Origin of the sequence: Mesorhizobium sp. SARCC-RB16n, from assembly GCF_008520305.1 — a bacterium.
Taxonomy (GTDB): domain Bacteria; phylum Pseudomonadota; class Alphaproteobacteria; order Rhizobiales; family Rhizobiaceae; genus Mesorhizobium.
Window position 1 is genome coordinate 21,196 of record NZ_ML703285.1, and the last position, 19,012, is coordinate 40,207.

Below are 19,012 nucleotides of genomic sequence, written 5' to 3' on the forward strand. Positions count from 1 at the left end.
AGCCGATTTTTCTGATAGGAAAGCGATTTTCTATTTAGCCAAGTGTCATTTCCGGTTCGCCAGTCTCGCGCTCGTCATGAGGGCGCACGTTTTTGGCACCGTTGATGAGGGTCTGCTCAGACTGGCCGGATGTCGATGTGCACACGCACAGGATCCGGGCAGGCGTGTCGCCGACGCTGACATAGGCGTGTCCCATTGTGCTTTCGAAGTAGACCGACTCTCCTGTCTTGAGCCTCAGCGTCTCGTACACGTCGGTGTGCAGCTCGACTTCGCCTTCGAGGACATAAGTAAACTCCTGGCCGGGATGGCGGATGAGCTCCCCGAACGTTTCGATGCTTTGCTGGGTGATCGCCCCCAGCATGGGGATCATTTCCTTGCGTGACAGCTCCGTGCATAGAAAGCGATAGACGTAGTTGGGAGTCTCGACGATCCGCCCGTCCTCAAGCCGGCTGACGGCACGCGCGCCATGTGCGATGGGAGAGACGCTGGCCTTTCTCACGCCGAAGAGTTCGGTTATGTCGACCTTGAGCCCCTGGGCAAGCTGCAGCAGCTTGTCATAAGTCAGCGACATCTGGTTGTTCTCGACCTTCGACAAGGTCGAGATGGCGAGCCCCGACATCTGGGCGACCTGAGTCAGTGTCCAGCCCCGCTCCCGGCGCAAAACTTTGAGGCATTCTCCCAGACTTGGCTTCGAATCGCTCATGGCGGACCCTTTCGACATTGGCAACAGTCTAGGGTTGAGACCCAACAAAGTCGACTCGCAAGCGGCGCCGCCTTTATCATAGGAAAGAGGTTTGACCGATCAGAAAAATTCTGCTTGGCTGCCGGCGCTTGCGCGAGAGAGGCTATGGGGGACGTTCTTATCATCGGCGGCGGCATGGCTGGCGCCTCGCGCTTGTTGATGGCCGAGATCGATGAGGCCCAGAAGGCGTGACCGCACAGCCACTATATAGCGGGTTCCACTGCGTACCTCTGGTTGCGCTCACGAGGCAGCAGTAAATGTGCTGCGTATTGTGATACAAATCGGTCATGAGTTCCGATAAAAAGCAAATAAAACAGAGGGATAGGGTAGGAGGTGATCCCTGCCAACGGTACCATCGGGCTTTCCTAAGTTATTGAATTTTCTGTTTAGCGCTACTGACCCTAATCCTGTGCGACCGCGTTTTGGCTGCGTCGCGCCGGGTGCGGTCGAGTTTTGACGGCAGCCGTGATCGCCGGGGCGGGACGTCGATGGTCGCCACTTCGGCAGAGGCCTCCTTCGAAGCCCTTTTTCGCAGCGACGATGCGCTCCGCGCCAGGAAGCGCAACAGGGCATTCACCAGCCGATCGAAGCCCGGCAGATGTCGTCTGCAAAGAGCTTCTGGGCGAAGACAAGCCGGGCACGATGTAACCGCCGAACGGGCTCGGTTCGAATTGATTCGCCAAGTTCTGTATGAAAGCGTACAAAAGGAGGTCGTCAGCAGCACGATACGGGCGTTGACGCTTGGGAGCGACCATCGCACTCCTGCCCCAGCGTGAGGCTAGGATGTCATGGCGAAAGACCCTGAGCGCCCCAGTCTAGCAACCGAAGCCGTGCGTGCACTTGCTCGGGAATCGGGCGCTACGGAACAGCAGATACGTGACATAGTGTTGCTGGTAGGGTTCGACCGCGCCTCTATCCTCAGGGAAGCTCGCCTTCTGGCGAAGGATGGATAGCCGACCAAACTTGCGATTTTTCCACAGCAGCTATTGTCGGTTTCATACCGACACGGCCGCCTGCCTAGTGCTGGCCGGGTGGGACAGTCTATGTTTTGCCACCGTCCGCTCGTTCGAGGGGCGCGGCCGGCCGAGAGATCATAGTGCTCTTGCCCAAGTGGAGAGCATCTCATGGATCGCAAGGCTTTGCAGGCCAAGAGCGAGTTGTTGCGCCGGATGAGCGCGGACGATTTCGAGCGGCTGCGGCCGCATCTCAAGAGTGTTTTTCTGGAGTTGCGATCGCCGTTGGAGAACGAAGGCCAAAAGATCGAAGCCGTCTATTTCTTGGAGAGTGGCATCGCATCGGTCGTGGCCAAGGCTTCGGCGACGGCCGAAGCGGAGGTGGGAATAATCGGCTTTGAAGGCATGACCGGTTCGGCGCTGATCATGGGCGACGACCTGGCAAGTTTCGATTGTTACATCCAGTCGACGAGCGAAGCGCTACGGATGAGCGCCGCGCCATTCGTCGAAGCCTTGGAAGACAGCCCTACCTTGCGGCCGTTCCTGTTGCGCTACGTCCAGTATCTCCACATCCAGACGAGCTACACGGCATCGATCAACGCGCGGCACAGCCTGGAGGTCCGGCTGGCGAGATGGCTTCTGATGTGCAGCGACCGGACCGTCGGCGACAGGCTTATGATAACCCATGAATTCCTTTCGATCATGCTGGGCGTCAGGCGCCCCGGAGTTACTGTCGGGCTTCAGACAATCGAGAGCTACGGCTACATCCGTGCTCGCCGCGGCGAAATCACCATCCGGGACCGGCAAGGTCTCATGACGCTGGCGCGGGACTCTTACGGTCCTCCCGAACTGCAATACCGCCGGCTGGTCGGGGACCTCGGCTCAAAGAACCCTTCGAGGCAGGACCGTCCGCTCGGCTGACCACCACCATTGTCGGGTTGCGGGCCGGGATTGCCTTCCGGAATTGCGGGAATGGCCGACGCGACGATGCCGGTGACGGCACATTGCCTAAGCCCGCGTCGGCCATTGCGGCATGATTTGGAGACGCCGCCTAACGAATCTAGTCGTCCAGGGATGACTGACAATAAAGGTCAAAGGGTTGGTAAGAAGCGTACGAAGCTTTGCATGCCCACGCTTCGCCGGCGCTGTTCATAACCGTCATTGATCGGCCTTGGTCAGGCAATCACAAGTCCTTGAACGAAAACTGTTCCCGGAACCACTCAACTCCAGGTTTGTTTGAAGCCCAGGTTCCATCTGGAGCAGGGCGGAGAAGGTGCATGGTCAGTTCGCGATCGATACCGGTGGTCGCCGCGCGTCCCATCCATCGGACGCCAATGGCGGTCGCCAATGCCTGTTTCATCGGCACGCTCCTGACCGACCTGACCTATTGGCGAACCACTGAGATGATGTGGGCCGATTTTTCGGCGTGGCTGCTGTTGGCTGGCCTGGTGATGGGCGCGCTTGCGGTGATTGCGGCACTTGTCGATTTCTTCACCCGTCGTATTTTCCGTGTGCGCGGGGTGTATCTGTTCGGCAGCCTCGTGGTGCTTGTGCTGTCGTTCTTCAACGCGCTGGTGCATAGCCGTGACGCCTGGACGTCGGTCGTGCCGACGGGGCTCATCCTCTCCGCAGCGGCCGTGATCGTCTTGCTTCTCGTGTGGCTTCTGGGATGGAGCACCGGCCGCGCTCGCGTGGAGGTGGTCGAATGAACACCATGCAGGTTTCCAACGCACACATCCGGCGTGCCGTAGGGTTAGGCCTGTTGTGCGGATCGCTTCTGGCATTGCCTGCCTGCAGCAACGACGACCCAGACCCAAGCGGCCAGGTCGGGCCGAACCCGATACTGCCTGAACCGACGCAATATCTGGTTCCGCCGATGCATGTAGCTTCGATCATTGGCTGGAAACAGGACGAGAAACCAACGGTTGCGAAGGGTTTGCAGATCCAGGCATTCGCCAAGGGATTGAAGCATCCGCGCTCGCTCTACACCTTACCGAATGGGGACGTTCTCGTGGTTGAGTCCGTGGCGCCGCCCGCCGCTGCGATCAAGCGTCCGAAGGACCTGATCATGGGCTGGATCGAGTCCATGGCGACCTCCGGTGGCAGCACCGAGGGAAGCAACCGCATAACCTTGCTGCGCGATACGAACGGCGATGGTGTGCCCGATGTCCAGGACGTCTTCCTCGACCATCTCGATTCGCCCTTCGGCGTGGCTCTGGTCGGCAATGACCTCTATGTCGCCAACACGGATGCAATCGTGCGTTATCCCTATACGCCAGGCGATACCAAGATCACCGCGCCAGGCACCGTGCTGACGCCGCTGCCCGGCGGCCCGATCGATCACCACTGGACCAAGTCTCTCGTCGCCAGCCTGGACGGATCGCTGCTTTACGTCGGCGTCGGCTCCAACAGCAACATCACCGAGAACGGCATCCAGGCGGAAAAGGACCGCGCCGCCATCTGGGAGGTCGACAGGGCGACAGGCCGTTCGCGTATTTTCGCAAGCGGGTTGCGCAATCCCAACGGTTTGAGCTGGGAGCCGCAGAGCGGAGCGCTTTGGGCGGTTATCAACGAGCGCGATGAACTCGGCCCCAATCTGGTTCCCGACTACATGACTTCGGTCAAGGACGGCGCATTTTATGGCTGGCCCTACAGCTACTATGGCCAGCATGTCGATCCGCGGGTGATGCCGCAGCGGCCGGACCTAGTCGCCAAGGCGATCCCCCCGGACTATGCACTGAGTTCCCATGTCGCGCCCCTGGGCCTGGCATTTTACACCGGCACCAACCTGCCTGAATCCTATCGCAATGGCGCGTTTGTCGGCGAACATGGCAGCTGGAACCGCAAGCGTTTCAACGGCTACAAGGTCGTTTTCATACCGTTCAATGGAGGTCATCCCGACGGCAAGCCTCAGGACGTCGTCACCGGTTTCCTTGACAATGACAACAAGGCACATGGGCGGCCCGTGGGCGTCGCCGTCGACAAGTCGGGTGCTTTGTTGATTGCGGACGATGTTGGAAACACGGTCTGGCGCGTGACCGCCGCTGCCCGGTAGGTACGATCTGGTAAAAATCGCACCGTCAAAGTCATCAAATTTAAATGACAGAACCTCGGTTTCGCGCGAAAATTCCGCCTTGGCTGATGCTTGGAGGAAGCCGTGCAGAATGCCCAACACAAAAGCAAAGTCGGAACCCAGATCGAGGTCGTCGAAGGATGCGGCGAATGGTTCGTCCGCGTGATCGGCGACGGTCAGGAAACCACCTGCCAATTCGAGCTTGAATCCTTCGCCCTGGCCTACGCCGAGGGCCAAAGGCTTCGCTTGAAGCTGGCTGGCATCAAGCGCCTTTAATACCTGCCACGCCAAATAGGGGCAGGCAGTTCGGACGGACCAAAGGCCGTGTCGGCAAATGCCGAACCGACAAACGTCGCCGCGTCGGTGGATGCCATTCTCGACGAGTTGCAGGACAGCCCTTTTTCGTGATGCAAGCCGCCATGGCCTCGCTGCGGGAGCGGGCCGCTACAGAGCGACCGGATGCAGATCTGAAGGGCTTGATCACCGAGAAGGTTTCAGTTTTTTGAAGAGAAAAGCCGCGCCGCAAATTGGGCCAAGGCCGTTTATCTCGGTTCGCTGTTCATGCTCAGATAGGTGGGGTCGAACTCGGCAATCCCGGCAAGTTGCTCCCAGTCCAGAATAGTGACCGTATGGTTCGTCCAGGTGATCACCTTGATCTTCTTCAAGCCACCGATCACCCGGTTCATATGGACAACCGACAACCCGAGCACGTCGGCCATTTCAGCCTGTGACAGCGGCAGATGGAAGCTCATGCCGTCGGTGCGTTTCACCACCTGCAGGCGTACGAACAGTTCGCATATGAGATGGGCCAGATGCGATGTCTTGGAGCGGCGGCCCATCGCCACGATCCATTCGCGATGAATGGCGCCGTCGACCAGCGTGTCGAGCCACAACAGCCGGGCCAGGTGAGGAGCCTGTTCGGTGATGGCTTTCAGCTTGTTGTGATCCGCGAACATCACCCGGCAAGGGGCGAGTGCGACGATACCGTGATCCATGGTCTTGAGCAAAAAGGCGTGGAGATCGACAAAGTCGCCGGGCACCTGCAAGGACGTGAACTGCCGGCCGCCGTCCTCAAGCACCTTATAGCGTGCCGCCAGGCCATCCAGCAGCATGGTGCTATAGCTTGGCCGGGACCCCACTGCGACCAGATCCTGCCCCTTTTCGAACTCCCGTCCGAAACAAACCGTTTGGGCCAACAAGGCCTTCTCGTCATCCGACAGAGTGTCGTGCTGGCCGAGTTGCAGGTAGAGGGACTCTAACATGATAGCCTCGAAGCGATCGGGGTTGAAACGCCGATCGCCGGTCGTCTCGGACGCAAGGATGGCAGCCGGACCCTTCGGAAGATGGCGGACACTATCAATTGGCGGCCTCCGCGTATTTTGGCGCTGGCGCCGGAGCGGGCAGGGAACCACCAGCGCCCCCAGGTATTTAGCACGCTAGAGGTGTCCAAGGCTGCCCCGAAATGAAACGGTACTATTTCGACCTTTACAACGGTGATGGCCTCGTATCGGACGACGATGGCCAGCCATTCGAATCGCAAGAACAAGCTAGGGCGGAAGCCATTCGCATTTTGCAGGATGTCGCTCGCGACGAAATGCCGGATCGCGATCTGGTCAAGATCACCGTCAAGGTGCGCGATGAGGCGGGCGCCCAGGTGTTCGAGGCATCGCTTGTCCTGACCGCCGGATGGAGCGCATGACCTAGACCTGGACAGCCTCGAAGCCGTTTCAGTCGAACGCATCCCGGTCAGCGCAGCAGACGCTCTGGAATTTGCACCACATTCTCCGATCCGGGCAGCTCGAAGGCCATCGCCAGCTGACGCAAGGAGGCCATTTCGACGATCAGCTCTTCGATCGAACGATCCGGCAAACCGGTCTTCACTTTTTGCCTTACCCTTGCTGTAAGTTGATGAACCCGGACAGGCGTGAAAAGGGGGCTGTCGTCCAGCAATCTGCTGATTTCGATCACCACATCGGCGTCAATGTCTTTCGGCAATTCCCGCATGGGCGTCACCTTGGTCTCGAAACGGCCCGAAGGCAATCAGGCATTGCGCATCAGAAGGCATGCCGGACGCGGATCGATCGCCGGATTCATAGAACTGCTCGCGCCGGCGAGTCACGAAAAAACCTCTGTACGAAAATTACCAAGCGGGTTAGTTCCCGTAATCCACACGCATCTTGCCTGAAACCGCGGGCTACTGGCATCGACCCCTGGCGCACGCCGCATGTGCCATGGCGCGATTGCCGTCAGCATCCGGGCGCTCCTGTCACCTGGTGAACTCGTCATCGAGAATGCGCAGAGCTTCTTCGTATTTGGCCGCGGGTGCTCCGATCTGCCGCGCTTGCCAGATGTTGTCGGTCAGGTCTGCCCGTTTTACCGGCAGCGCCAATCGGTTCGATGCGGCCCGCCTTACGAATGCAAAATAGTCCTCGCCGTCTCTGCGCGTCATGGCGTCGACGGCGGTGGCGATCGTCGGTCCAAAGCCCGCCTCTTCGAGCCTGGTCCGGCTCCAGCCTTCGCCCTTTTCCAGGACGTCGTGCAGATAGGCGACGACTTTCTGGTCCATCGTCTCGACGGCGTCGACCACTCGACGGCAATGGTCGATATAGGGTCTTCCTGTCTTGTCGTGCTGCGACGCATGCGCCTGCTCCGCAATCTTGGCCGCCCGATAGAAAATACTCATCGCATCCATCTCCGCCCTGTCCCCAGCGGGCCGCATTGCCCTCAGGCACCGCTCCCAGGTTTCGCGGTGCGGCAAGTCCACGCCGCGGCAAAACGCCGGTCGCCGGCGTCGGTTCCTGTGTTTTGCAGGAGCGAGTTCCCGCGCTGGGCGCTCGCCTTTTCCATGGCATCGAGGCCGCTTCCGTCGACGGGGCCGGCGGAAATGGACTGTCCGGGGGTCTAGAACCAGGCTGCCGATCAGCCATCGGCCCGCTTCGGTTTCGACGAAGCAATGGGCAGAAAAAGACTTCTTTTTGCGATCCAGTCCGGATGCTCTCTTGCGGACCTAAGAACACGCAAGGCTCGCTGGGAGGCGACGCCCAAACAAGAGCGGCTGCCGAAACACAGCGGCAAACGCCGCTTGAGGCCGATGCCGGCAAACAGCCATAGGGGAACCACGACAATGAAGACATTCCGAAATTGCCTGATGAGCGCGGTCGGCGCAGGCCTGCTGGGCCTGGGGCTTGCCGCTCCTGCCAACGCGGGCGCCATTCGTCTTGGCATGACGACCTGGGTAGGCTACGGGCCGCTGTTTCTTGCTCGCGACCTTGGTTATTTCAAGGAGGCCGGCGTCGATGTCGACCTGAAGGTCATAGAAGAATCGGCGCTCTACATGGCGGCGGTCGCTGGCGGCGACCTCGATGGCGCCGCCTCCACCGTCGACGAGCTGATGAAATATCGCTCCGACGATCTCTGTTTCAAATACGTCCTGGCGCTCGACGACAGCCACGGCGGTGATGGCGTCGTGACGCAGCCCGACGTGAAGTCGCTCAAGGATCTGAAGGGCCAGCAGGTGGCCCTGAACGAGGGTTCCGTTTCCGAATTCTGGTTCAACGTGCTCCTGAAAAAGGAAGGCATGACCGAGGACGACGTCACCATCACCAACATGACCGCCGATGACGCGGCGACAGCCTTCATCGCCGGGCAGGTTCCCGCCGCCGTGACCTGGGAGCCGCACCTCACCGAAGTCCGCAAGGGCGGCAAGGGAAAAGTGCTGATCGATTCCACGACCACCTCCGGCCTGATCGTGGATGTGATCGCCCTCAAATGCGATCTGATCGAAAAGCATCCCGAGGACGTAAAGGCCCTCGTCAAGGGCTATTACAAGGCGGTCGAGTATATCAAGGCCAATCCGGAAAAGGCCTATGAGATCATGGCCAAGGGCATTGGCGGCTATCTCGAAAAGCCCGAGGATTTCGCCGCCGGCGCCAAGGGCGTGCGCTACTACGACCGCGATCGCAACCTGGAATTCTTCGGCACGCCGCAGAAGAGCGAGGCGTCCGACCTGGTGAGCTTCGCACAAGACATCTGGGGCAAGGCCGGCAAGCTCAAGATGACGATCGACGCGAAAACCATCCTCGACACCGATTTCATCAGGGAACAGTGAGCCTTCGAGAAATCGGGTCGGTCCGCCTGGGCCGCCCCGATTTTCTCGACAGGCCAAAGCTTCGCGCTTCGGAAGATCAACGGAGGCCATCCCATGGCACAGAGGCGGACGGCGTGGACGCGCCTGACGACCCCATTCGCAAACATACCCGCCAGCACGGCAACGACACTCGCGCTGGCTATGTGGGTGGTCGTGATCGGCGGCTGGGCGCTGCTGTCCTATGGCCGCGTCGTGCCGAACATGTTCCTGCCGACACCCGGAACCGTGCTGCAGACGACCTATCGCATGTCCCTGGACGGCAGCCTTTTCTACCACACTTTGACCAGCGCCAAGGTGGTGATCCTGGGCTTCATCGTGTCCTCGCTGATCTCGGTGCCGCTCGGGCTGTGGATGGGGACCTACCGGGTGGTGCAGGCGCCGCTGGAGCCCTTGGTCAACTTCATCCGCTACCTGCCTGTGACCTCCTTCGTTCCCCTGTTCATCCTTTGGATCGGCATCGGTATCGAACAGCGGATAGCAGTCATCTTCTTTGGTACCTTCTTTCAGCAGCTCGTGATGATTTCCGACTGCGCGCGCAGCGTGTCCAGGGATCTGGTGAACGCCTCCTACACTCTTGGCACCAAGCGCAGCGAAGCCGTGTGGCACGTCATCTTCCCATCTGCGCTCCCAACCATCCTCGACACGCTTCGCGTCACCATGGGCTGGGCCTGGACCTATCTGGTCGTGGCCGAGCTCGTCGCCGCGTCGAGCGGCCTCGGCTATATCAGCCTGAAGGCGATGCGAGGTTTCCAGGTCGATGTGATCTTCATGGCGATCGCCGCGATCGGGCTTCTGGGCCTCATCACCGATACGGCATTCCGCATTATCCGGGCGAGGGTCGCGCCATGGGCACCCTGATTTTGAACGCAACCTCGCAAACCGCAGTCGGATCAAGGGTAGCAATGAGCGAGTCCATCAAGGCGAACGATCTGGCCGGCACGGCCTCGACGACCGGCGATCCGCCCTCGACCGGCACGACGATGGCCATCGAAGACGTGACATTGCGTTACGGCGACGCCAACGGCGTGCTGGCACTGGATGATGTGTCGCTGAAGGTAGCCAAGAACGAATTCTGCGTCATTGTCGGCCCTTCGGGATGCGGCAAATCCAGCCTGCTTTACCTTGCGGCCGGCCTCAATGACGCGACTTCTGGCACCATCAAGGTCGATGGCAGGGAAGTGATCGAACCTGGCCCCGACAGAGGCATGGTGTTCCAGAGCTACACGTTGTTTCCCTGGCTCACGGTGCGCGCCAACATCGAGTATGGGCCCAAGCGCAAGGGCCTGCCGGCGGGGCAGCGCAGGCAGATCGTCGACCAGTATCTCGACGAAGTCGGCCTCGCGCCGTTTGCCGATCATTACCCCGCTCAGCTTTCCGGCGGCATGAAGCAGCGCGTGGCGATCGCACGCGCCCTTGCGAACGATCCAGCCGTTCTGTTGATGGACGAGCCTTTCGGCGCCCTCGACAGCCAGACGCGCGGCACCATGCAGAAACTGCTTTTGCGCGTCTGGGAGCGGCAGCAAAAGACGGTGCTGTTCGTTACCCACGATATAGACGAGGCGCTCGTCCTGGGCGATCGCGTCCTGGTGATGACGGCCCGGCCCGGCAAGATCAAGGCCGAGATCAAGGTCGACATCCCCCGGCCGCGCTCGATGGACGTGATCCTCGAGCCCGAATTCATCGCGCTCAAGCGCCGCATCCTCGGCCTTTTGCACGACGAGATCGACGAGGATCATTGATATACGTCGCCCAAACGCCAGACCCGAGGGTATGCGGCGGTTTGGGAGAACGACATGCTCGGTTTGGCGCAGTTCGGCGAGACCAAACGCTGAGCCGCCCGATAGGTGAGGCCGCTCCCTATCTTTCGCCGTGATGCGCCGAGCCCAGGATCATCTCGGAGGCCTTCTGTCCGATCATCATGCTTGGCGCGTTCGTGTTGCCGCCGATCAGCTTCGGCATGACTGACGCATCGGCGACCCGGAGCCCGTCCACGCCTCGCACTTTCAGCGTCGCCGGATCAACGACGGTCATCGCGTCCGTCCCCATCTTGCAGGTCCCGACAGGGTGGTAGACGGTCAGCGCTTCGGCGCGCAGATAGGCGAGGATCTCGTCGTCGCTGCGGACATCCTTGCCCGGAAGCATTTCCTTGCCACGCACCGGATCGAACTCGGATGCGGCGAGAATCTTGCGCGCGATCTTGATGCCTTCGACAAGCACCCTGGCATCGTCTTCATCTGCGAAGAAGCGGTGGTCGATGAGAACGTCGCGGCGAGAACTGTCCCGTGACAATCTGATCTCGCCCACGCTTTTCGGCCTGAGCACGCAGGTGTGAATGGCGTAGCCGTGGCCGTATTCGATGAGCCTGCCGCGATGGCTGCGATAGCCCGGCACGAAGTGGAACTGGATGTCGGGCAGACCGTTCGCATGCCTGGTTTTCGCAAAGCCGCCGGCCTCGACATAATTGGTGGTGAGCATGCCCTTGCGGCGCGCGAAGTACTGAAAGGGCGCTGCCGCGATGCGGGGCAGGTTGGCAAGCGACAGACCGAGCGTCCTGGTGCTCCTGGAGCGCACGGTGATCATGCCGTCGACATGGTCCTGCAGGTTCTTGCCGACACCGGGCAGGTCGAGAACCGGGTCGATGCCGATCTGCCGCAGCTCGTCCGCGGGGCCGATGCCGGACGCCATCAGGATTTTGGGCGAGTTGATGGCCCCCGCACAGAGCACGATCTCGCGGCTGGCCGCGAGTATTTTTTGCTGGCCGTCATGGCGCACGCGCAGTCCAGTCGCGCGCCCTTCGGCGATGACGATGCCGATCACCTCGCATGCGCTGAGCAGCGTCAGGTTCTTGCGATCGAGCACCGGGCGCATGAAAGCGGTGAAGCTGCTGAAGCGCTGGCCCCGGTTCTGCGTGACGTTGTAGATCCCGACGCCGAACTGGCTCTCGGCGTTGAAGTCTTCATTGGCGGGTAGGCCGGCACGTTCGCCAGCCCTGACGAACATGCCGGAAAGCGCGTTCGGATCGCGCGGATTGTCGACCATAAGCTCGCCGTCCGTGCCGTGATAGCGCGGGTCCTGGGCGATCAGGTTGCGCTCCAGCTTCCTGAACACGGGCAACACATCGCTGTAGGCCCAGCCGGCGCAGCCGAGCCCGGCCCATTCGTCATAGTCCTGCGCAGCGCCGCGAATATAGACCATCGAGTTGATCGAGCTCGATCCGCCCAGCGCCTTGCCCCGGTTGACCGGAATGCCGCGGTTGTTGAGATGGGGCTGTGGCACGCCGACGAAACAATAGTCGTAATTCGGGTTGCCATAGAGCGACAGAATGCCTGCTGGCACCTTTACCCGCAGGCTGTCGTCGCTGCCGCCGGCCTCTATCAGGCACACTTTGACCGACGGATCGGCGCTCAGCCGATTGGCCACGACGCAGCCGGCCGAACCCGCGCCGACGACGATGTAATCATAGCTCTCAATCTTCATGCCGGCCCCTCGAGAATGCCGGCGCTTAAGACATCGCGGAACCGGCCGCTGTGAGCGCGCATCCTGTTCCGCAACCGGTTTCGTGCCGACCCATGCCCGGCTTCGCCCGCCACCTCATGCGGCGCTGCGGATCCGACCGTTGAAACTCTAGATGCGTCTATCGGCGCGAGAAATTCGGAAATGGTTACGCGTGACTTCGGAGATTCGTTATGGGCGCCCACCGGCACGTGCTGCTACTTGTGAGCACCAATAGCGAGACGACCGGATGGCGCAACGGCTTATCCGGAACACGGCGAAATCGATCACCCCGGCTGCGTTTGCCAGCCGCCGGAAATCGGTTTCATCCCCGTGCGGCAGGAGCTGTCGGATGGTCAGAAAAGGACTGGGCATGTCGGTTGAGACGATAGACACGCTTGTCGTTGGCGGCGGCCAGGCGGGGGTGGCCATGAGCGAGCACCTGAGCAAGTGCGGGGTTCCGCATCTCGTTCTCGAACGCGGCCGCATTGCCGAGCGCTGGCGCACGCAGCGGTGGGACTCCCTGGTTGCCAATGGCCCGGCCTGGCACGACCGCTTCCCAGGCATGGAATTTCCCGTGACAGGCCCCGATGGCTTTCCCTCCAAGGAAGAGGTTGCCGACTATTTTGTCGCTTACGCAAAGCAGATCAATGCGCCGATCCGCAGCGGCGTCGAGGTCAGGCTCGTGCAAAGAAATGTCGGTCGGCCCGGCTTCCGCGTCGAGACCTCCGATGGCGTGATCGAGGCCAACAGCATCGTCGCCGCGACGGGACCATTCCAGATCCCCGTCATTCCGCCCGTTGTCCCCGAGGAGGCGGGCATCCTGCAAATCCATTCCAGCGCCTATCGCAATCCCGCGCAATTGCCGAAAGGCGCCGTGCTGGTGGTCGGGGCGGGATCGTCGGGCGTGCAGATCGCGGACGAGCTCCAGCGTGCGGGAAGGCGCGTCTATCTTTCGGTCGGCCCGCACGACCGCCCGCCGCGGGCCTATCGCGGGCGCGACTTCTGTTGGTGGCTGGGCGTTCTCGGCAAATGGGACCTCGAAACCCCGGGGCCTGGCACGGAACATGTCACAATCGCGGTGAGCGGCGCGCGCGGCGGTGAAACGATCGATTTCCGCCGTCTGGCCGCGCAGGGACTTACCCTGGTCGGCATGACAAGGACCTACCAGGACGGCGTGATGAGCTTCGCGCCTGATCTTGCGAAAAACATTGCCCGCGGCGATGCCAATCTGATGTCGTTGCTGGATGAAGCCGACGCCTATGTCGCGCGCAACGGTCTCGACCTTCCGGAAGAGCCCACCGCCCGCCGGATCCAACCGGATCCGGAATGCATGACCAATCCGATCGGCGAACTGCACCTGGCCGAGGCCGGGATAACGGCGATCATCTGGGCGACGGGTTTCGCCGTCGATTACAGCTGGCTGAAGGTCGACGCCTTTGACGAGAAGGGCCGGCCGAGGCATCAGCGCGGCGTCTCGACCGAGCCCGGCATCTATTTCCTGGGGCTGCCCTGGCAGTCGCGGAGAGGATCGAGTTTCATCTGGGGTGTATGGCACGACGCCAAGCACGTGGCCGACCGTATCTCAACGCAGCGAAAATATCTGGCCTACCATGCCGCCGCGAAGCGCGTGCCCGTGGACGCCTGACCAAGGCCGACGAAAGCTGCGAGCCTGACCTGATGGAGACCAACATGGCGCATACCCGAATTCGCACCTTCAATACCAAGGACACCTATCCCGAGCAGAAGCTCGACAACGATCTCTGCCAGGCGGTCGTCACGCGGGGCGGCCGCACGATCTATCTGCGCGGCCAGTGCCCGCAGGATCTCGACACCGCCAAGAACATCGGCAGCCACGATCCGGTCGAGCAGACCCACAAGGTCATGCAGAATATCAAGCAGCTCATCGAGGAATGCGGTGGGACGATGGAGCATCTGGTGAAGGTGGTGATCTACCTGACAGATGTACGCCATCGCGAAGCCGTCTACCGGACGATGGGCGAATACATCAAAGGCGTTTATCCGGTTTCGACCGGCCTCGTCGTGTCGGCCCTGGCACGGCCGGAATGGCTGGTCGAGATCGACGGCACCGCCGTCATTCCGGATGATGCCATCATCCCGGACCGGGCGCCATGACCTTCTCCATCGTCGCGCGGTGCAGGCGCACCGGCATGTTCGGAGTGGCGGTATCCTCGTCATCGCCCGCGGTCGCGGCCCGCTGCGCTTATGCGCAGGCAGGCGTTGGGGCGGTTGCCAGCCAGAACGTCACGGACCCGCTGCTCGGGCCACGAGCGCTGGAGCTGATGGCGCGGGGCGCCTCGGCCACTGAGGCCGTCGCGATCCTGAAGCGTACGGCCGCTTTCAGCGAATACCGGCAGGTCCTGGCGGTCGACGCGGCCGGCGGCACCGCAATCCATTCGGGACCGAAAGCGCTTGGCATCTGGGCCGAGGCGCGCGGCGAGGACGTCGCCTGCGGCGGCAATTTGCTGGCCAATGACGGTGTCCCGCAGGCCATGGTCGACGCCTTCCTTGCGTCCGAAGGCCACCTTGGCGATCGGCTGATCGCCGCCATGCGAGCCGCGCTCGAGGCCGGCGGCGAGGCGGGACCTGTCCGCTCCGCCGGCATGAAGCTGGTGCGCGATGTGTCATGGCCCGTCGCCGACCTGCGTTGCGACTGGACCGAGGAGTGTCCGATCGAGCAGTTGGCGACGCTATGGGATATCTACAAGCCCCAGCTCGATGCCTATGTCACGCGCGCCCTCAATCCGTCTGGCGCGCCGAGCTACGGCGTTCCCGGTGACGAGTAGTCCGGCAATCTGGAGCCAGCATGAGCGAACTCAGTCATAAGGATTGGATCGGCAAGGCGTCGGCGATCCGTTTTCGAGACGGGGCGTTCATCGACGGCAAGGCAATGACGGCGCGCTCCGGCCGGACATTCGCCAGCATCAATCCGGCGACGGGAGCAACGCTCGCCGAGGTGGCGTCCTGCGGCGAAGAGGACATCGACCTTGCCGTCGCCGCGGCGCGACGCAGCTTCGAAGCCGGCGTCTGGTCGCGAGCGAGCCCCCAGCATCGCAAGCAGGTGCTGCTGCGGCTGGCGGAATTGCTGCGCGAGAATCTGCAGGAGCTGGCGCTGCTGGAATCGCTGGATATGGGCAAGCTGGTCAAGGACGCCGCAACCATCGACGTGCCGGGATCGGCGGCGATCTTCCAGTGGTACGCCGAAGCGATAGACAAGGTCTATGACGAGGTGGCGCCGACAGGCCGGGGTGATCTTGCTTTGGTACGGCGGGAGCCGCTTGGGGTCGTGGGCGCCGTGGTGCCATGGAACTTTCCGCTCGACATGGCGACCTGGAAATGCGCGCCCGCGCTGGCCGCTGGCAATTCTGTAGTGCTGAAACCTGCCGAGCAATCGCCTTTCTCGGCGCTCAGGCTGGCCGAGTTTGCCGTGGAGGCGGGCCTGCCTGCCGGCGTGCTTAATGTGGTGCCCGGCCTCGGCGAGACGGCCGGCCAGGCGGTTGGCCGCCATATGGATGTGGATTGCCTTGCCTTCACGGGATCGACCGCCGTCGGCAAGATGTTCCTGCAATATTCCGGCCAGTCGAACATGAAGCAGGTCTGGCTGGAGACCGGTGGCAAGAGCCCCAATCTGGTGTTCGCCGATTGCGGCGATCTGGATGCGGCCGCCGACATGGCCGCCTTCGGCATCTTCTTCAACCAGGGGCAGGTATGTTCGGCCAATTCCCGGCTTCTGGTGGAGCGCGGCATCAAGAATGCGCTGGTCGAGAAACTGGCGCAGCGGGCAACGGCGACCCAGCCCGGCGATCCGCTCGACCCCGCATCCAGGATGGGTGCGATGGTCGACGCGCGCCACGCCGCGACCGTCATGCGTTTCATCGATGGGGGCAAGAAGTCGGCGCGGCTGGTGACCGGCGGCGACCGGGTCGCTGTCGACGGGCGCGGCAGTTTTGTGCAGCCCACGATCTTCGACGACGTCTCGCCCGACGACCCGCTTGCCCGCGACGAGATATTCGGTCCGGTCCTGTCGGTGATCGCCTTCGACACCGAAGATGAGGCGCTTCGCATCGCCAACGACAGCGTCTATGGCTTGGCCGCATCGCTGTGGACCGACAGCCTGTCGCGGGCGCATCGCCTCGCGGAAAGGCTGCGCGTGGGCACGGTTTCCGTGAACACCGTCGATGCGCTGAGCCCGATGACTCCCTTCGGCGGTTTCAAGCAGTCCGGCTTCGGGCGCGACCTGTCGCTGCATGCGCTCGACAAATACACCGCGCTGAAGACCACCTGGATCAAGTACTGAGGAGTGGCCGCGACTTGATCACCGGCTGCAAACCGGCAACATAGCCACCATGCCGCTCCGCTTCACGCTCAGACAGCTTGAATATTTCGTCGCCGTTGGCGAAGCGGGTTCGATCGCCAAGGCGGCCGAGCAGGTGAATGTCTCGCCGCCGTCGATCTCGGCGTCGATCGCTCAGCTCGAAGCCGAGTTCGGTGTCCAGCTTTTCGTGCGCAAGCATTCGCATGCCCTGGCGCTGACCGCGGGCGGGCGCCTGTTCCTCAAGGAAGCGGCGCGCCTGCTCAACGATGCGGACGCGCTACACGATATTGCCGGCGATATCGCCGAAAAGGTGCGCGGACCGCTGGCGATCGGCTGCCTGCTCACTTTCGCGCAGATCGTGCTGCCGGCGCTGCGCAAGAAATTCGAGGACGCCTATCCCGATGTGCGCGTCAGGCAATTCGAACGCAACCAGGGACAATTGTTCGAGATGCTGCAGCGTGGCGAGATAGACGCCGCGCTGACCTACGATCTGGAACTGTCGCAGGACATGACCTTCGAGCCGCTGATGCAGTTGCCGGCTTATGTCATGCTGCCGGCGGCGCATCGCCTGGCCGCGAGGGCCGGCATCACGCCCGAGGAACTGGTCGACGAGCCGATGGTGCTGCTCGATCTTCCCTACAGCAGGGAATATTTCCTGTCGGCTTTCCAGCCCAGGGGCCTGCGGCCCAAGATCGTCGAGCGCACCGGCGACATCGCCGTGATGCGCTCGATGGTCGCCAATGGCTTCGGCTACGGCATCGCCAATATGCGGCCGCTCAACACCATGTCGCCGGACGGCAAATTGCTGGTCTTTGTGCCTTTGCTGGGCGACCTCAGGCCGCTCACCATAGGAATTGCCTTGCCGAACGCCGAGCATCGCACGCTGACGGTGCAGGCCTTCATCGACCACTGTCGCCGCTTCGTCGTCGAGCAGGGCGTCTTCGGCACCGAACGCATCGTGAAGTGAGGGCTGCCGTGCGGCTCACGGCCAGCCGTCCGTGAGCCTTTCCAGCAATCTGTTCAGCATCTCGTCGCAACGCCGCAGCTGTTCGACGCTGACAAATTCGTCCGGCTTGTGTCCCTGCGCCATGGAGCCTGGCCCGCAGACCACGGCAGGCGTGCCGAGATCGCGGCTGAACAACCCGCCTTCCGTGCCGAACGCGACTTTCATCGTGTCGTTGGCACCGGTCAGCGATTTGACGAAGGCCACCGCCTCCGATGCGGCCGGCGTATCGAGGCCCGGATAGGTGTTGGTGATCTCGATGTCGATCGCAGCCTCGGCCGCGATCGAAGCGGCCTCCTCGGCAATGCGCGCCGCGGCGTCGCGCAGCCCGTCGAGAATGCCGGACGCATCGTCGGCGGCAATATTGCGGATCTCGAAATCGACCTGGCAGAGGTTGGGCACGATGTTGAGTGCGACGCCGGCATTAATCTTGCCGACATGCACCGTCGTGTAGGGAATGTTGTAGTCGCCGTCGCGGGCGCCGTCGCGGGCCAGCCGTTCCTGTTCGTCACGCAAGGCGCGCACGAAATCGCATCCGAGATGGATGGCATTGAGGGCCAGTGGGGCGAGCGCCGAATGGCCTTCGCGTCCCCTGCAGATGGCCCGAGCGGCAAGCTTGCCCTTGTGCCCGGTCGCCACCTGCATGTTTGTCGGCTCGCCGACGATGCACAGCAGCGGGCGTAGTGGCGCCGCGCTCAGCATTTCGATCAGGTCGCGCACACCCAGGCAGCCGACCTCCTCGTCATAGGAGAGCGCCAGATGCAACGGCGTCCGAAGCGCCATCCTAGAGGCATTGACGCAGACGGCGAGCGCGGAGGCCACAAAACCTTTCATGTCCGCAGCGCCGCGTCCGTAAAGCTTGCCGTCGCGCTCGGTCATTTCGAACGGCGGCAGCGTCCAGTTCTGGCCGTCGACGGGGACGACGTCGGTATGACCGGACAGCATGACACCGGGCCTGCCGGCCGGGCCGATGGTGGCAAAGAGGTTGGCCTTATGCCCGTCCGCGCTGTGGACGATCTGGCAGGCAACGCCGTTCGCTTCCAGCAAGTCGGCCGCGTAGCCGATCAGGTCGAGGTTGGAGTCGCGGCTTACCGTCGGGAAGGCGATCAGCCGTTCGAGGATCCTGATACTGTCCATTTTCCTGTCTCTCGGTAGAGTCCTGGCTGTCTAGCATCATGCCGCCGATGCTCTGAAGTCGCATTTCGCTCAGCCCCGGTTCAACACAGACTAATCCGCGCCAGCGCGCGCGATTAGGCGCGTCCTAAT

The 19,012-nt window shown here is 62.0% G+C and carries 19 protein-coding genes; 13 read left to right on the forward strand and 6 right to left on the reverse strand.

The features are described 5' to 3' along the window. Positions 1-34: 34 nt before the first annotated feature. Positions 35-703, reverse strand: a complete 669-nt coding sequence (locus tag C7I87_RS27140; RefSeq protein ID WP_149907111.1) for a helix-turn-helix domain-containing protein — start codon at positions 701-703, stop codon at positions 35-37. 1,163 nt (positions 704-1,866) lie between these two features. Here C7I87_RS27140 and C7I87_RS27145 point away from each other — a divergent pair. The 4 genes from C7I87_RS27145 (at position 1,867) to C7I87_RS27160 (ending at position 5,044) form a co-directional block, all read left to right on the forward strand. Continuing rightward, positions 1,867-2,616, forward strand: coding sequence for a Crp/Fnr family transcriptional regulator (locus tag C7I87_RS27145; protein ID WP_149907112.1), 750 nt, complete (start codon positions 1,867-1,869; stop codon positions 2,614-2,616). A 356-nt stretch (positions 2,617-2,972) separates the two neighbouring features. Next, on the forward strand, positions 2,973-3,404 hold the full coding sequence (locus tag C7I87_RS27150; RefSeq protein ID WP_149907113.1) for a DUF2231 domain-containing protein: 432 nt from the start codon (positions 2,973-2,975) through the stop codon (positions 3,402-3,404). Further along, the gene (locus C7I87_RS27155) at positions 3,401-4,750 is read left to right on the forward strand and encodes a PQQ-dependent sugar dehydrogenase (RefSeq protein WP_188394013.1); all 1,350 of its coding nucleotides are present in this window, start codon (positions 3,401-3,403) and stop codon (positions 4,748-4,750) included. The genes C7I87_RS27150 and C7I87_RS27155 overlap by 4 nt, the downstream gene beginning before the upstream one ends. Before the next feature lie 90 nt (positions 4,751-4,840). Next, positions 4,841-5,044: a hypothetical protein gene (locus C7I87_RS27160; RefSeq protein WP_246696425.1), complete on the forward strand. Its 204-nt coding sequence runs from the start codon at positions 4,841-4,843 to the stop codon at positions 5,042-5,044. Positions 5,045-5,310: 266 nt separating this feature from the next. Here the strand turns inward: C7I87_RS27160 and C7I87_RS27165 are convergent, their stop codons facing one another. Continuing rightward, complete coding sequence (locus C7I87_RS27165; RefSeq protein ID WP_149907114.1) at positions 5,311-6,030, reverse strand: Crp/Fnr family transcriptional regulator; 720 nt, start codon at positions 6,028-6,030, stop codon at positions 5,311-5,313. Positions 6,031-6,230: 200 nt separating this feature from the next. Here C7I87_RS27165 and C7I87_RS27170 point away from each other — a divergent pair, with 200 nt between their 5' ends. Next, positions 6,231-6,467, forward strand: a complete 237-nt coding sequence (locus C7I87_RS27170) for a DUF6894 family protein (protein WP_149907115.1) — start codon at positions 6,231-6,233, stop codon at positions 6,465-6,467. Between the two features lie 47 nt (positions 6,468-6,514). Here C7I87_RS27170 and C7I87_RS27175 read toward each other — a convergent pair whose 3' ends face one another. Continuing rightward, positions 6,515-6,772, reverse strand: coding sequence for a hypothetical protein (locus C7I87_RS27175; RefSeq protein ID WP_149907116.1), 258 nt, complete (start codon positions 6,770-6,772; stop codon positions 6,515-6,517). Between the two features lie 262 nt (positions 6,773-7,034). Next, entirely contained in the window at positions 7,035-7,451 is a 417-nt protein-coding gene (locus C7I87_RS27180) for an HD domain-containing protein (protein ID WP_149907117.1), read from the reverse strand. 441 nt (positions 7,452-7,892) lie between these two features. On the opposite strand from C7I87_RS27180, the gene C7I87_RS27185 reads away from it, so the two are divergent. From C7I87_RS27185 to C7I87_RS27195, 3 genes are all read left to right on the forward strand, one after another. Next, positions 7,893-8,876, forward strand: coding sequence for an ABC transporter substrate-binding protein (locus tag C7I87_RS27185; RefSeq protein WP_149907118.1), 984 nt, complete (start codon positions 7,893-7,895; stop codon positions 8,874-8,876). 93 nt (positions 8,877-8,969) lie between these two features. After that, positions 8,970-9,773, forward strand: coding sequence for an ABC transporter permease (locus tag C7I87_RS27190; protein ID WP_149907119.1), 804 nt, complete (start codon positions 8,970-8,972; stop codon positions 9,771-9,773). 122 nt (positions 9,774-9,895) lie between these two features. After that, complete coding sequence (locus tag C7I87_RS27195; protein ID WP_246696428.1) at positions 9,896-10,654, forward strand: ABC transporter ATP-binding protein; 759 nt, start codon at positions 9,896-9,898, stop codon at positions 10,652-10,654. Positions 10,655-10,772: 118 nt separating this feature from the next. Here C7I87_RS27195 and C7I87_RS27200 read toward each other — a convergent pair whose 3' ends face one another. Beyond that, positions 10,773-12,392: a GMC family oxidoreductase gene (locus tag C7I87_RS27200; protein WP_149907121.1), complete on the reverse strand. Its 1,620-nt coding sequence runs from the start codon at positions 12,390-12,392 to the stop codon at positions 10,773-10,775. Between the two features lie 388 nt (positions 12,393-12,780). On the opposite strand from C7I87_RS27200, the gene C7I87_RS27205 reads away from it, so the two are divergent. The 5 genes from C7I87_RS27205 to C7I87_RS27225 are packed head-to-tail and all read left to right on the forward strand — an operon-like array spanning position 12,781 to position 17,710. Next, positions 12,781-14,055: a flavin-containing monooxygenase gene (locus tag C7I87_RS27205; protein ID WP_149907240.1), complete on the forward strand. Its 1,275-nt coding sequence runs from the start codon at positions 12,781-12,783 to the stop codon at positions 14,053-14,055. Between the two features lie 44 nt (positions 14,056-14,099). Next, entirely contained in the window at positions 14,100-14,543 is a 444-nt protein-coding gene (locus C7I87_RS27210; protein WP_149907122.1) for a RidA family protein, read from the forward strand. Beyond that, complete coding sequence (locus tag C7I87_RS27215; RefSeq protein WP_149907123.1) at positions 14,540-15,214, forward strand: DUF1028 domain-containing protein; 675 nt, start codon at positions 14,540-14,542, stop codon at positions 15,212-15,214. The genes C7I87_RS27210 and C7I87_RS27215 overlap by 4 nt, the downstream gene beginning before the upstream one ends. A gap of 20 nt (positions 15,215-15,234) precedes the next feature. Beyond that, positions 15,235-16,725: an aldehyde dehydrogenase gene (locus tag C7I87_RS27220; protein ID WP_149907124.1), complete on the forward strand. Its 1,491-nt coding sequence runs from the start codon at positions 15,235-15,237 to the stop codon at positions 16,723-16,725. A gap of 49 nt (positions 16,726-16,774) precedes the next feature. Beyond that, positions 16,775-17,710, forward strand: a complete 936-nt coding sequence (locus C7I87_RS27225; RefSeq protein ID WP_027144830.1) for a LysR family transcriptional regulator — start codon at positions 16,775-16,777, stop codon at positions 17,708-17,710. A 15-nt stretch (positions 17,711-17,725) separates the two neighbouring features. Here the strand turns inward: C7I87_RS27225 and argE are convergent, their stop codons facing one another. After that, positions 17,726-18,883, reverse strand: a complete 1,158-nt coding sequence (argE, locus tag C7I87_RS27230; protein ID WP_149907125.1) for an acetylornithine deacetylase — start codon at positions 18,881-18,883, stop codon at positions 17,726-17,728. Positions 18,884-19,012: the final 129 nt, after the last annotated feature.